The following is a 13805-nucleotide window of genomic DNA, read 5'->3' as shown; positions in this document are numbered from 1 at the left end:
CAGCTTGACCGTTGCTGAACAAGTCTATGAAGCTTTAATCTATATGTATGCCCTGAGCCTACTGTTCTATTTCTCGGACTGCATTCGACGCAATGCGGGGGCGAAGCGGACAGGCACAGGGTTTCTTGTCGTTGTTTGGGGACTTCAGGTCACACATGTCATTTTGCGCATGTGGACTGAAGGGCATTTTCCCATCTACACCACCTTTGATTTTTTGTTTATATTTTCATTCAGTATTGTGCTGATGTCTCTTGTCATGACTCGTATCCAGCGTTCTGAATTTGTGATTTTATTGCTGAATGTTGTAGGTTTTTCCGTTACGGTATTAAACCGCCTGTGGTTTACGGCCGGAGAGATATCCCTGCATAACTGGCAAACAGTACATGGATTACTCATCATGCACATTACCTTGGCGAATCTTGGTTTTGCGGCGTTAACCGTTGCTACGGTATTTGCCTTGTTATATCTTTTCTTGCACCATAAGTTGAAGAAAAAAAAGTGGAATGATACGATGCGCCGGCTGCCGAGCCTGGAAGTGATCGGTAAGTACATGGATGGTGCTACGTTGATCGGAACACCGCTCCTTGGTGTTTCTGTAATGCTTGCCGTATTATCTATTGTGGCGGAAAGACGATGGATCTTGCTACTGGACCTCAAAGTAATTGCTACAGGTCTTGCTATAGCCATCTACGTAGGTTACTTCGTATTCAAGAGAAGAAAACAGTTCTCTACGATCATCATGGCAAGATGGACACTGATCGGATACGGATTGGTCATTGTGAGTTTTTTATCCAATGCGTATTCAGCGTTTCATCGTTGGACGGGAGAGTGAAGGAGATGGAACGTTACACACCAATATTTGTAAATACTTCAGGCATGAAGTGCTATGTGGTTGGTGGTGGGCGTGTTGCCGAGCGTAAAATTAAGGGATTGCTGCATGCCGAGGCTCAGATTACGGTCATCAGTCCGGAGCTTACTCCCTTATTAAAACAACTGCATCATGAATCCCGAATTCAATGGATAGACCGGTCCTACCGCAATGGAGATTTGCGGGGGGCCTTTCTCGTATATGCAGCGACTGACCGATCAGAGGTCAATTCAACTGTGGTTCGGGATGCTGGGAATGCGGGCATATTGGTGAATGACGCGATGTCTTCGGAGCACAGCAGCTTTATTACGCCAAGCGTAGTCAGACGTGGAAGATTAAGCATAGCGATATCCACAGCAGGGGCGGGGCCGGCAGCAGCTGCTGAGATACGAGCCACACTCGAACGACAGTTCGGTGATGAGTATGAGACGTATCTTGAGTTTTTGCACCAGATGAGGACCGAGGTGAAGGCACGCGTATCTTCTGCTAGTCTTAGAAGTACGTTGCTTCGGCAGTTAACTGAGATGAACATACTAGAAGATATTCGTACAGGCCATTTCCGGTGGTGGACCGAAGAAGAAATCGGGGACTGGATATCCCGTAATCAGGAGGAAGTATAGATATGCGTACAATTAAAGTTGGAAGTAGACAGAGCGCGCTTGCGCTAACCCAGACAGGTCATGTCATTCAGGATTTACGCGACATTTGTGAGCGGGAAGGATTAGCTTTTGACTTTGAAGTACATAAGATTGTTACAAAGGGAGATCTCATTCTGGATGTAACGCTGTCAAAAGTGGGAGGCAAAGGATTGTTTGTCAAAGAAATTGAACAGGCGATGCTTGATCGTACCATTGATATGGCTGTGCATAGCATGAAGGATATGCCCTCCGAGTTACCCGAAGGATTAATTAATGGCGCTGTTCCCCGTCGTGCAGATCCACGGGATGCGCTGATTTCCAATGGTGGACTTACGCTGGATCAATTGCCAGAAGGCGCAAGAGTTGGGACAAGCAGTCTGCGCCGATCCAGTCAATTAAAAGCCTATCGTCCAGATTTGCAATTGGAATCGCTTCGCGGCAATATCGATTCCCGTCTGCGGAAGCTGGAGACTGAAGGCCTTGATGCGATTATTCTGGCTGCTGCTGGGTTGTACCGAATGGGCTGGGAAGACCGGATTACCGAGTACTTGACCGAGACAGCTTGCCTTCCGGCTGTGGGCCAGGGGGCGCTTGGTATCGAATGCCGTGAAGACGATGAGGAATTGTTGCACTTGTTGCAGCTGTATAATGATCCCGAGACAGCATTTCCTGTACAGGCGGAACGCCGTTTTCTCAGTGTATTGAATGGGGGTTGTCAGGTTCCGATTGGTGCTCATGCGGTGTGGGTGCCTCAGCAAGATGCAGATTCCCTGAATGGCAAAAACACGTTACAATTAACAGGTATGGTCGGTACACCGGATGGTGGACTGATTCTTAAGGAAGCTCTGACTGGCAAAGACCCGGTTCGTCTGGGAGAAGAAGTGGCTTGGAGATTGATCGAACAGGGAGCAGAGCAGATACTGGCAGAAGTTAGGGGATGAAGACATGGTGGGGAAGGTCTTTTTGGTAGGAGCAGGTCCTGGGGATGCAAAGCTGATTACGGTAAAAGGGTGGGAATCCATCGGTAAAGCCGATGCTGTAGTCTATGATCGTTTGGCAAGTCCGAGATTGTTGAAACAAATGAAACCTGGCGCGGTTAAGATTTACGTGGGCAAGCGCCCGGATCGGCATACGATGAAACAGGAAGAGATCAATCAACTGTTGGTTGATCTGGCTCTGGAAGGCAAGGTTGTGGTACGGCTTAAAGGTGGCGATCCGACGATCTTTGGACGCGTGGGCGAAGAGGCGGATTTGCTGCACAAAAACGGCATTCCATTTGAGATTGTGCCTGGGGTAACAGCTGCGATAAGTGTGCCAGCGTATGCCGGAATTCCCGTGACACACCGTGACTATGCGTCCTCTATCTCCATCATTACGGGGCATGAAAGTCCGGACAAGCTCGATCGCAGCATCCATTGGGATAAAGTGACGAATGCGACGGGCACACTTGTATTTATGATGGGTGTTGCCAAGATTGGCTATATCAGCGAACAGTTGATTCGTCATGGTCGTCCAGCACAAACACCAGTAGCACTGATTCGTTGGGGAACACGAGCGGAACAGGATACCATTACAGGTACCCTTGAAGATATAGAAGCGAAAGTGATCGCAGCCAATTTCCAACCGCCTGCTGTTATTGTGGTAGGGGATGTCGTGAATCAACGGGAACAGTTGAAATGGGCAGAGGCGCTGCCGCTGTTTGGCAAACGAATTCTGGTGACCCGTGCTCGCAGTCAGGCGAGTGAACTCGTGAATCGCATTGAGGAACTCGGCGGCGAACCGTATGAGTTTCCGGTCATTGAGACGGTCATGCCTTCCAGTGAATCTGCGCAGCAAAGTGTCAAAGACGCGTTCAGTGCTTTAAATACCTATGACTGGGTATTTTTCACAAGTGTGAACGGCGTGGAGTTCTTCTTCCGCCATTTGGAACAGGAAGGCAAGGATATTCGCTCGATTCATCAGGCAAGAATTGCTGCCGTAGGACCTTCCACAGCAGACGCTTTGCGCAAACATGGCATCGTTGCAGAGGTCGTCAAAGGTCCTTTCCAGGCCGAAGGCATGCTTGAGACTTTTGAAAGTGAACTGAAGGAAGGCCAGAAAGTCCTGCTTCCGCACGGTGATCTGGCTCGTACGTGGTTACGTGACCAGCTGAGAGAACGAGGACTTCAAGTCACCGAAGCCATCATCTATGATACGATCCTCGCTGGTGAAGATGATGATGAACTGCTCAAGCTGCTTGAAGAAGGCGGTATACATGCGGTGACCTTCACAAGTTCATCGACGGTTACCAACTTCATGAGTATGTTGAAACGGATGGGATTGCAGGATCCGCTACCTTTGTTAAAAGATGTGGAGGTTGCATGTATCGGACCGGTTACAGCGAAGACAGCAGAGGCCGCTGGACTGCGTGTTACACTCATGGCAGAGGAAGCAACGATGGATAGCTTGATCACAGTTCTATGTGACTGGAAACGGACAAGCGCCAAGGAAGGCGTTCTTCGGAATTAATACACAAGTAATATGTTGACATACGAAGCGTGCTGAATTCGATAGGATACCAGCGCGCTTCCCTTTTTGCTCTATTACACTTTCAGGGAGGTTTACACGTATGAGTTTTCCAATTGTACGGCATCGCCGTTTACGCCAATCCACAGGTATTCGCAATATGGTCAGAGAGACCCATCTAACCGTGGATGATTTTATTCAACCGATCTATGTAACGTATGGAGAAAATGTTAAATCCGAAATCAAATCCATGCCTGGGGTATTCCGTTTCTCGCTGGATCGTCTTCAGGAAGAAGTAACAGAAATTGCCGAGTTGGGAATTCCAGCCGTGTTATTGTTCGGTATTCCTGAGACGAAGGATAGTGTGGGTTCATCTGGCTTCGCTGAAGATGGCATTGTGCAGGAAGCGACGAGATTGATCAAATCGTGGTACCCAGAGCTGCTGGTTGTTGCAGATACTTGTCTGTGTGAATTCACAGATCACGGTCACTGCGGTATGGTACACACCGTGGAGATTGACGGTCACATCTGCGGAGATGTGTTAAATGACGAATCACTTGATCTGCTCGTGCAAACGGCAGTGTCCCAAGCCAAAGCAGGAGCGGACATTATTGCACCATCCAACATGATGGATGGATTTGTACAAGCGATCCGTGCCGGGCTGGATGAGAATGGATTCAGTCACATTCCGATCATGTCCTACTCTGTAAAATATGCTTCTGCATTCTATGGCCCATTCCGCGAGGCAGCAGATTCAACGCCACAATTCGGGGACCGCAAGTCGTATCAGATGGACCCGGCCAATGCACGAGAAGCTCTGCGTGAAGCCGAAACGGATGTGCTGGAAGGAGCGGACATGTTGATGGTAAAACCATCCCTTTCCTATCTGGATGTTATGCGCACCATCAAGGATCAATTTGATCTTCCGCTTGTTGCCTATAATGTAAGTGGCGAGTATGCCATGGTTAAGGCGGCGGCGATTCAAGGCTGGATCGATGAGAAAAAAGTAGCCATGGAAATCCTGCTCAGTATGAAACGCGCGGGTGCAGATATGATCATTACCTACTACGGAAAAGACGCTTCTCGCTGGTTGGCTGAGAAATAAAATAATCGACATTGGGGAGGATACACATGACTGTACAACAAGGTAATCGTCGTAATGATGAGCGCTCACGTAGCGCGTTTGAGGAAGCGAAGCAGTACATACCCGGGGGGGTGAACAGCCCTGTACGCGCATTCAAATCGGTGGGACTTACGCCAATCTATGCGGAGCGCGGCGAAGGGTCCAAAATCTACGATATTGATGGCAATGTTTTTATTGACTATGTAGGATCGTGGGGTCCACTCATCATGGGACATGCACACCCTGACGTTGTAGAAGCTTTGCGTGAGACAGCCCTTAAAGGAACAAGCTTTGGTGCACCTACCTTGCTGGAGACCGAGATGGCGAAACTGGTCTGTGAGCGTGTACCTTCCATCGATATTGTGCGGATGGTTAATTCCGGTACGGAAGCAACCATGAGTGCCATTCGACTGGCACGCGGGGTAACCGGACGCAGTAAAATTCTGAAGTTTGAAGGATCATATCATGGACATGCAGACAGTTTGCTGATCAAGGCTGGCTCAGGTGTTGCAACATTGGGTCTGCCAGATAGTCCAGGTGTGCCTGAAGGCGTAGCTGTGAATACCATTACGGTACCTTATAACGATCTGGAGTCTGTGACACTTGCTTTTGAACGTTATGGTGAAGAACTTGCCGCTGTTATTGTGGAACCTGTGGCAGGTAACATGGGGGTTGTACCTCCGGCTTCTGGCTTCCTGGAAGGCTTGCGCAGTTTGACGACGCAATATGGCAGCCTGCTTATTTTTGACGAAGTCATGACCGGTTTCCGCGTAGGGTTGAACTGTGCCCAGGGACGATATGGGGTTACACCCGACCTGACTTGTCTGGGGAAAGTTATCGGTGGCGGACTCCCGGTTGGTGCTTATGGTGGTCGCCGGGATCTGATGGAACAGATTGCTCCTACGGGACCGATCTATCAAGCAGGTACACTAAGCGGGAATCCGCTGGCTATGGCAGCAGGATATACCACGCTCAAATTGTTAACACCAGAGGTCTATGACCGTCTGGAGACACTGTCTGCACGTCTGCAAGCCGGATTTGAGAAAAATGCATCTGAGGCGGGTGTCGCGATAACTATTAACCGTGTGGGTTCCATGGTTTGTCCATTCTTCAGTGCCGTTCCGGTAACTAATTATGATATTGCCAAAGAAAGCAATCTGGATCAATTCCGTCGTTATTTTGCGGCCATGATTGATCAAGGTGTGAGTGTTGCGCCTTCGCAATACGAAGGCATGTTTGTCTCTGGTGTGCACACGGAGCAAGATATTGACGATACGATCGAGGCGAATCGTAAAGCTCTTCAATCGCTATGACGATCAAAAGTTGGAAACGCCGCGGGGAATGGCTTGAGCTGATGCCAGGCAAAACCGTAACCGGCAGCTCGGACAAACAGATGGCTGCGGAGCAATGGCTATTGTCTGAACTTCAATTTCCGGAGAAACTGCTACGTCAGCTTAAAGCAAACCGAGGAATACAACTCGCAGGGGACCGGCTTCGGCTGGCCCTTTTTGCGTCCCAGCCAATCGATGTCGAGCCACGCTGGGCTGAGGCGGAGGTCTTGTTTGAGGATGATTTCTGTTTGGTTATGCACAAACCGGCAGGCATGAAACTGCATCCGGATGGAAGCCGCGCTGATCAGGCCATCACGCTGGATCATGTGGTTGCCTCCTATTATGAGATGAACGGAATACAGGCAAGTGTACGCCATGTTCATCGACTGGATGAGGATACAACCGGACCTGTCCTGTATGCCAAAAATGCTTTTGCTCTCGCCAAACTGGATGAAGCGATGCGCCGCAAAGAGATTGGTCGCCATTATGTAGCCATGGCAGGGGGACAACTATCCCGCGAACTGCACAAAATTGATGCTCCCATTGGCAAGGACAGACATCACAAACAGCGCAGACGTGTCTCTGAAGGTGGTCAAGAAGCTGTTACGCATGTGGAGATCGTCGAAGTGTGGGAACGGGCAACTCTTGTACGATTGAAGCTGGACACAGGACGCACACACCAAATTCGTGTACATCTGAGTTATGCGGGACATCCGCTCATCGGTGATGAGTTGTATGGAGGAAGAGCGGATGCCATTGATAGGCAGGCGCTTCACGGAGAAGTGTTGAAGTTTAACCACCCGTTAACTGGAGCCATGATTGAAGTAAATGACCCTTGGCCGTCCGATTTTACACAACTGGCAGAGCGCGAAAAGGCTTACTAATACACTATTTGTTTCGCCTAAAAGCTTTCTGAAAGAAAGCTGCTTCGGAAGTATAGTCTATCCCCGGATTTTCCCTTTGAAGAAGGGAATCAAAAAAATCTGGGGATAACAGTGATCGGAAGGTTATTCTGTCATCGAAGTGGCTAGGTGCAACATTCTCTATTTCGCTTTATATAGCAAGGTTTTTCAAAAGGTGGCATGCTCATCTCATTCAAGGCATATAGATGGGGTAACGAAGGATTTGGACCATGGATCAGTCCCATGAGAAGGATCATGGTGAACATATGCCGAAAGGAGGACGCCACCTTTGTTGAATCAACCTTATGGTTTGCGGTTCGATATTTATGAGCGCGTTCATTTGTCTGAGGGAGTTCCTGCGATTGAGGAATTGGAGGAGATTGAATTATACCCGCGCATTCAAGTCATAGGGCAGGATGATCATGCCACCTTAAGAGGGCATCTTTTACTTACAGGTGCGTACAGAGGAGAAAATGAGGCTTCAGAAGAGCTCAAACATTTCATTCCCGTGGAGATTACAGTGCCGCTGAACCGAGTCAGATCCATTGAGGATATTTCCATTGAGATCGAAAATTTTGACGTGGATCTGTTGTCCAACCGCAGTCTGAACATTACTGGCGTGTTGTCGCTGCGAGGCATCGAGGGCTTTCATGCTGAAGAGCCGCAAGTGTGGTCAGCAGATGAGTTTACAGTAGTCCACTCACCGGATGCTCAGCAATCCAACCGTTCCGATGAAGCAGAAGAGACAGATAGCGATCCTAACACATTTGCACAAGAGTATTTGCTCCAGCGGAGTGAGGAAGAGAGACTTGCGAATGCAGCAGAGCTTGCCTATGGTGCCCCCGAATATCATCAGGAATATGCGAACTTATCCTCGGCGGAGCAAAGTGCGGAGTACGCTAACGAAAACAGACAACCTGATGCAAACGAAGATCCTGCATCTCTGACAGCGAATGGAGATGAACTGGCATCCCAGGAGCCATACAGCGAACCTTCTCCCATCTCGTCATTTATGGCTGAGACCGCTGATCGGTTAGCTTCTTACCCAGAGTCGGAACCATTGCTTCCTCTGGAAGATGAGTCTTCAGCGTGGTCCGAGCCTTCCGTGGATGCATTGCCTACAGAGCCTAGAAATTCAGATCAAGAAGTCCAAGAACCTGCTGCTCAATCATCTAATGAGTTCGCAGCAGCAGATGTACCGGACGGACCGGACGTATGGCATTTCGAATCAGCGAGATCTGTCCCTCAGCAGGAGAATCAGGCAGTTGATGTTCCGGTTGAACCACAAGCGGAGAACTGGCAAGGTGTATTCGGTACGTCCGAAGCAGGCAATGCAGAGGAAGAACGCCAGTCTTTTGAAGCGACTGAGGTAGATGAGTTTGTGCAGAATGAAGCATTTGTCCCTGAACCTGTTGCTGAGACGGAAGACAAGCCGGAGATGAAGGTTGCTTTTGGCAGTAAAAAGGAATCCGCTCCAAGACAAGAGGAGGGTGTGGGGATCTCTTCCTTGTTATCCTCCGGCAGATCAGCACGCGATGCTGAAGTGGAGAGAGGCGAAGAGGTTCCAGCCGGTGTGATACAGGAAGAAACGTATGCACCTGAGGATGTGGAATGGAAGAATCTGTTTCTGGGAACGATTGTGGATCAGACGCCATTCCGCAAAGTGAAGTTGTGTATCGTCCAGCGGGAAGATACACTGGATGCCATTGCGGATCGATATCAATTGAGCACGAGGGAACTTCAGTTGTATAATCGATTATCTGAACAAGTTGTGGAAGAAGGTCAGATATTGTACATCCCTTAATCCGCAGTTAAAGCCTTCGTTATGACCCGTGATCCCCTTGAGGATTGCGGGTTTTTGCATGATTTGCCCTAAACCTGCATTCCAGCGCACTTTATCCGCTGTTGTCAGGTTGACTATCGCGCACGAGCAAGGTATGATGTGTGTAGGTTTTTTGAAGAACAACGTGGAACGGGAGTAGTAGACAGTATGACCTTTCAGAGAGTGGAATTGCAACGCTGTGAGATTCCGCAGGAACCAACTGATCGAAGTCGCCCGGGAGTTGCCTGTTTGAATTCAAGGGATGAATGAGCTTTATCGTCATTTATTTCTGAGGTAGGATGGGCCGGTAGCAGCCGTTATCTGCTTGAAGTGTCACGTCATGTACAGAGGGGGAAGTCTACCTTGCTGTCGGCGTGAAACAAAGGTGGTACCGCGAAAGCTAACCTTTCGTCCTTTGATGGATGAAAGGTTTTTTTTGTTTTTTTTGGCGAAGATGATGAAGATGAAGTAACGGAGGAATGACACATGTCTGAGGAAAAAAAATCAGCTGCAACAGAAATGCCGACCACTTACGATCCTAAAGCGGCAGAAGACAAATGGTACTCCACCTGGATGGAGCGCGGATATTTCAAAGCCGGTCAACGTAAAGATGCCGAGCCGTATACGATTGTAATTCCACCCCCAAATGTGACTGGGATGCTGCACATCGGGCATGCGCTCGACTTTACACTACAGGATATTCTGATCCGCACCAAACGGATGCAGGGTTATGATGCACTGTGGCTTCCGGGTTCTGACCATGCAGGTATTGCTACCCAAACCAAAGTGGAGCAGAAGCTGCGTGAAGAAGGTCTGACTCGTTATGATCTGGGACGCGAGAAGTTTCTGGAGAAAGTATGGGATTGGAAAGATCAATATGCCACAACCATTCGTCAGCAATGGGGCAAAATGGGTTTGTCCCTTGACTACTCACGTGAACGTTTTACGCTGGATGAAGGTCTGTCCCAAGCGGTTCGCAAAGTATTTGTTCAACTGTATGAAAAAGGCCTTATTTACCGCGGCAAACGCATCATTAACTGGGACCCGGTGAACCGGACAGCCCTGTCTGACATTGAGGTTGAATATAAAGAGGTTCAGGGTCACCTGTACCATCTGCGTTACCCGCTCAAAGACGGAAGTGGCTACGTCACAGTAGCAACAACGCGTCCTGAAACGATGCTGGGTGATACAGCGGTCGCTGTTCATCCGAAGGATGAGCGCTATGCAGATATGATTGGCAAAGTCCTTGTACTGCCTATCATTGGACGCGAAATTCCAATTATCGCTGATGATTATGTGGATAAAGAGTTCGGAAGTGGTGCAGTAAAAATCACGCCTGCACATGATCCGAATGACTTTGAAGTAGGTCTTCGTCATGATCTGCCACAGATTACGGTAATGGATGAGAGTGGCACAATGAATGCAGAAGCTGGTAAGTATCAGGGACTGGATCGCAGTGAATGCCGCAAGCAGATTGTTGCTGATATGAAAGAGCAAGGCATATTGATCAACATCGAGGATCATACGCATCAGGTTGGACACAGTGAACGTACCGGCGCTGTTGTTGAACCGTATCTGTCTACTCAGTGGTTTGTTGAGATGAAGCCACTTGCAGAGAGAGCGATCAAGAAACAACAGAGCGGCGAAGGGGTTAATTTTGTTCCAGACCGTTTCGAGAAAACATATCTGAACTGGATCGAGAACGTTCGTGACTGGTGTATTTCCCGTCAACTGTGGTGGGGACATCGTATTCCGGCCTGGTATGATGAGGAAACGGGTGAAATCATCGTATCTGCTGAAGATCCGACAACGCTGCCAGAGAATGCAGGACGCAAGCTTAGACAGGACGAAGATGTACTCGATACTTGGTTTAGCTCCGGCTTATGGCCATTCTCCACACTAGGCTGGCCGGAAGATACGGAAGATCTGCAACGTTATTATCCGACAAGTGTACTTGTGACAGGGTATGACATCATATATTTCTGGGTTGCACGTATGATTTTCACTGCACTGGAATTCACGGATGAGATTCCGTTCAAGGATGTGCTGATGCATGGTCTTGTTCGTGATGCAGATGGACGTAAAATGTCCAAATCACTGGGCAACGGTGTAGATCCGCTGGATGTGATCGAGAAATATGGCGCAGATGCAATGCGTTACATGATCTCAACCAGCAGCACGCCAGGCCAGGATCTCCGTTTCCGTTGGGAACGGGTGGAGCAGGCTCGTAATTTTGCCAACAAGATCTGGAACGCTTCGCGCTTTGCATTGATGAATCTGGAAGGATTCATCTATGAGGATCGTGACATCAGCGGAGAGCTTGGTACAGCGGATTATTGGATTTTGCACCGTCTGAACGAAACTTCCCGCGATATTACGCGTCTAATCGAAGCGTATGAATTTGGGGAAACAGGTCGTGTGCTGTATAACTTTATCTGGGATGACCTGTGTGATTGGTACATTGAGTTCGCTAAACTGTCCTTCTATGGGGAAGATCCGGTTGCCAAGAAGAAAACACAATCCGTACTGGCTTATGTGCTGGATCAGACCATGCGCCTGATTCATCCGTTTATGCCATACATCTCCGAAGAGATCTGGCAGCATCTGCCGCATGAAGGTGAGACGATTACGTTGGCAGCATGGCCGGTATATGATCCTGCTTTTGAGAATCCAGAGGCTGTTGCCGAGATGAACCTGCTCATGGATACCATTCGTGCAGTTCGGAACATCCGTGCAGAAGTGAACGTGCCTATGAGCAAAAAGATTGAATTGATGGTGAAAGCAAACAGCCCTGAGGCGTCCAGCATCATCGAACGTAACAGTCATTACATCAAACGTTTCTGTAACACGTCCGAGTTCGATAGTGGGCTGGATCTGAGCTCCCCGGATAAGGCAATGACTGCAATCATCACAGGGGCAGAACTATACTTGCCGCTGGCAGGTCTTATTGATATCGAACAGGAAGTGGCTCGTCTGGAGAAAGAGTTGCAGAACCTTGAGGGCGAAGTACTCCGTGTGGAGAAAAAGCTGTCGAATGAAGGCTTTGTAGCCAAAGCGCCTGCCAAAGTTATTGAGGAAGAGCGCGCCAAGCAAGCAGATTATTCCGATAAACGGGATAAAGTGATCGCACGAATCAAGGAACTGAAAGGTTAATATATTTGGGTCGGATGGAGAGCCAGTATGCCATCCGGCCGCTTTTTTCACTCAAACTCGGAACCGAAGGTGAATCAGATGACGGAATTAGACGGGACAGATGCAGCAGCTCCTTTACTTACGTATAACGAGGCCGTGGACTGGATCAATGGCCTTATTCCTTTTGGCATCCGACCTGGATTGGAACGAATCGAGGGTCTGATGTCTATGTTAGGCAATCCTCACCAACGTCTCAAATTTATTCACGTCGCGGGAACGAACGGCAAAGGTTCGACTTGCGCTTTTTTGACGTCAGTGCTTCTTCAGGCTGGATATGATGTGGGTACCTTTACATCGCCTTATATCACCAAGTTTACGAACCGTTTTCAATACAACGGCGAGGATATTCCGGAAGAGACACTGTTGAAGATCTCTAACCGTTTGCGACCGCTGGTTATGGAAATGGCATCTACACCGCTTGGTTCCCCAACGATGTTTGAGGTGTCTACGGCTCTCGCGCTTCTGTATTATGCAGAAGAGTGCTACCCTGATGTTGTGGTATGGGAGACGGGGCTGGGGGGAAGGATGGACGTAACGAATATTGTTTCGCCTGTTGTGTCCGTCATCACCAACATTGGTATGGATCATACGGATGTGCTTGGAGATACGATTGAGCAGATCGCTGGAGAAAAGGCAGGCATTATCAAGCCGGGAGTACCCGTTGTAACCTGCGCGACGCAACCCGAAGCTGTGAAAGTGATTCAGGAGAAAGCACAGCAGCTTCAATCAAGCCTGTATTTGGCTGGAAATCAATTCTCTTATCATCGACTGGAGAGTAATGAGAACGGACAATCTTTTCATTTTACAGGCCCTTTTCGTGACCTGGACGTTCGCATCCGCATGCAGGGCTCACACCAATGTGACAATGCAGCGGCCGCACTGATGGTGCTCGAATTGCTTAGACAATACATGGCATTTATGCTGGATGATAACGATATCGCACTTGGACTGGAGAATGCTTTCTGGGCAGGGAGATTCGAAAAAGTCGTCGATGAACCCCGAATTGTGCTCGATGGAGCACATAATCCGGAAGGGGCAGAGTCGCTGGCCAAGAGCATTACGGATGTCTATCCTCACAACAAGTTAATTTTGATGATGGGTATGTTGGCAAATAAGCATCACGAATCATATTTGCAGCATATACTGCCACTAGTGGATACGCTGATCCTGACCGAGCCAGACTTCCGACGCAAAATGGCTGCAGATGAATTGCTGCAGATTGTCGAACGGGTACGTCCCGCCTTTGCGAAGCAGGAACTGGAAATCATCGTCGAGCCCGAATGGGCAAAGGCTCTTGATCTATTGAAGTCACGGACGGAAGCGGAGGATCTGGGGGTGGTCTCCGGCACACTGTACCTGATTGCGGATGTGCGGGCAGCCCTTTTGCATCAAACCGATTCTGAAAAAGGTTGGTGAAAGTTTTG

At 48.9% G+C, this 13805-nt stretch carries 10 protein-coding genes and 1 other annotated feature; all 10 genes read left to right on the top strand.

The features are described from left to right. Positions 1-4 precede the first annotated feature (4 nt). The 10 genes from ccsA (at position 5) to NLBNIHML_RS10825 (ending at position 13797) form a co-directional block, all read left to right on the top strand. Positions 5-832, top strand: a complete 828-nt coding sequence (ccsA, locus tag NLBNIHML_RS10870) for a cytochrome c biogenesis protein CcsA (RefSeq protein ID WP_445252757.1) — start codon at positions 5-7, stop codon at positions 830-832. A gap of 5 nt (positions 833-837) precedes the next feature. Continuing rightward, complete coding sequence (locus NLBNIHML_RS10865) at positions 838-1488, top strand: precorrin-2 dehydrogenase/sirohydrochlorin ferrochelatase family protein (protein ID WP_494354357.1); 651 nt, start codon at positions 838-840, stop codon at positions 1486-1488. A gap of 2 nt (positions 1489-1490) precedes the next feature. Beyond that, positions 1491-2447 carry a hydroxymethylbilane synthase gene (hemC, locus tag NLBNIHML_RS10860; protein ID WP_494354356.1) on the top strand — a complete coding sequence of 319 codons (957 nt, stop codon included), beginning with the start codon at positions 1491-1493 and terminating at the stop codon, positions 2445-2447. Positions 2448-2451: 4 nt separating this feature from the next. Next, positions 2452-4014, top strand: a complete 1563-nt coding sequence (cobA, locus tag NLBNIHML_RS10855; protein ID WP_339237099.1) for a uroporphyrinogen-III C-methyltransferase — start codon at positions 2452-2454, stop codon at positions 4012-4014. 100 nt (positions 4015-4114) lie between these two features. Next, positions 4115-5116 carry a porphobilinogen synthase gene (hemB, locus tag NLBNIHML_RS10850; protein ID WP_017692601.1) on the top strand — a complete coding sequence of 334 codons (1002 nt, stop codon included), beginning with the start codon at positions 4115-4117 and terminating at the stop codon, positions 5114-5116. 26 nt (positions 5117-5142) lie between these two features. Then, positions 5143-6447 carry a glutamate-1-semialdehyde 2,1-aminomutase gene (gene hemL / locus NLBNIHML_RS10845; protein ID WP_339237097.1) on the top strand — a complete coding sequence of 435 codons (1305 nt, stop codon included), beginning with the start codon at positions 5143-5145 and terminating at the stop codon, positions 6445-6447. Then, positions 6444-7349: an RluA family pseudouridine synthase gene (locus tag NLBNIHML_RS10840; RefSeq protein ID WP_472476638.1), complete on the top strand. Its 906-nt coding sequence runs from the start codon at positions 6444-6446 to the stop codon at positions 7347-7349. Before hemL ends, NLBNIHML_RS10840 begins: the two co-directional genes overlap by 4 nt. Before the next feature lie 307 nt (positions 7350-7656). Then, positions 7657-9171, top strand: a complete 1515-nt coding sequence (locus NLBNIHML_RS10835; RefSeq protein WP_339237092.1) for a LysM peptidoglycan-binding domain-containing protein — start codon at positions 7657-7659, stop codon at positions 9169-9171. A gap of 155 nt (positions 9172-9326) precedes the next feature. Further along, positions 9327-9608, top strand: a binding site (T-box leader). Between the two features lie 67 nt (positions 9609-9675). After that, positions 9676-12342, top strand: a complete 2667-nt coding sequence (locus tag NLBNIHML_RS10830; RefSeq protein ID WP_494354355.1) for a valine--tRNA ligase — start codon at positions 9676-9678, stop codon at positions 12340-12342. A gap of 78 nt (positions 12343-12420) precedes the next feature. Beyond that, on the top strand, positions 12421-13797 hold the full coding sequence (locus tag NLBNIHML_RS10825) for a bifunctional folylpolyglutamate synthase/dihydrofolate synthase (protein WP_339237086.1): 1377 nt from the start codon (positions 12421-12423) through the stop codon (positions 13795-13797). Positions 13798-13805 lie beyond the last annotated feature (8 nt).

The sequence above is a fragment of the Paenibacillus sp. JNU01 genome (assembly GCF_059130585.1).
This window is presented reverse-complemented; position numbering and strand designations above follow the sequence as displayed.

Bases quoted from the DNA above. Each gene is read 5' to 3' on its own strand.
- NLBNIHML_RS10865 (WP_494354357.1), top strand. From the start codon at position 838: ATGGAACGTTACACACCAATATTTGTAAATACTTCAGGCATGAAGTGC.
- hemC (WP_494354356.1), top strand. From the start codon at position 1,491: ATGCGTACAATTAAAGTTGGAAGTAGACAGAGCGCGCTTGCGCTAACC.
- cobA (WP_339237099.1), top strand. From the start codon at position 2,452: ATGGTGGGGAAGGTCTTTTTGGTAGGAGCAGGTCCTGGGGATGCAAAG.
- hemB (WP_017692601.1), top strand. From the start codon at position 4,115: ATGAGTTTTCCAATTGTACGGCATCGCCGTTTACGCCAATCCACAGGT.
- hemL (WP_339237097.1), top strand. From the start codon at position 5,143: ATGACTGTACAACAAGGTAATCGTCGTAATGATGAGCGCTCACGTAGC.
- NLBNIHML_RS10840 (WP_472476638.1), top strand. From the start codon at position 6,444: ATGACGATCAAAAGTTGGAAACGCCGCGGGGAATGGCTTGAGCTGATG.
- NLBNIHML_RS10830 (WP_494354355.1), top strand. From the start codon at position 9,676: ATGTCTGAGGAAAAAAAATCAGCTGCAACAGAAATGCCGACCACTTAC.
- NLBNIHML_RS10825 (WP_339237086.1), top strand. From the start codon at position 12,421: ATGACGGAATTAGACGGGACAGATGCAGCAGCTCCTTTACTTACGTAT.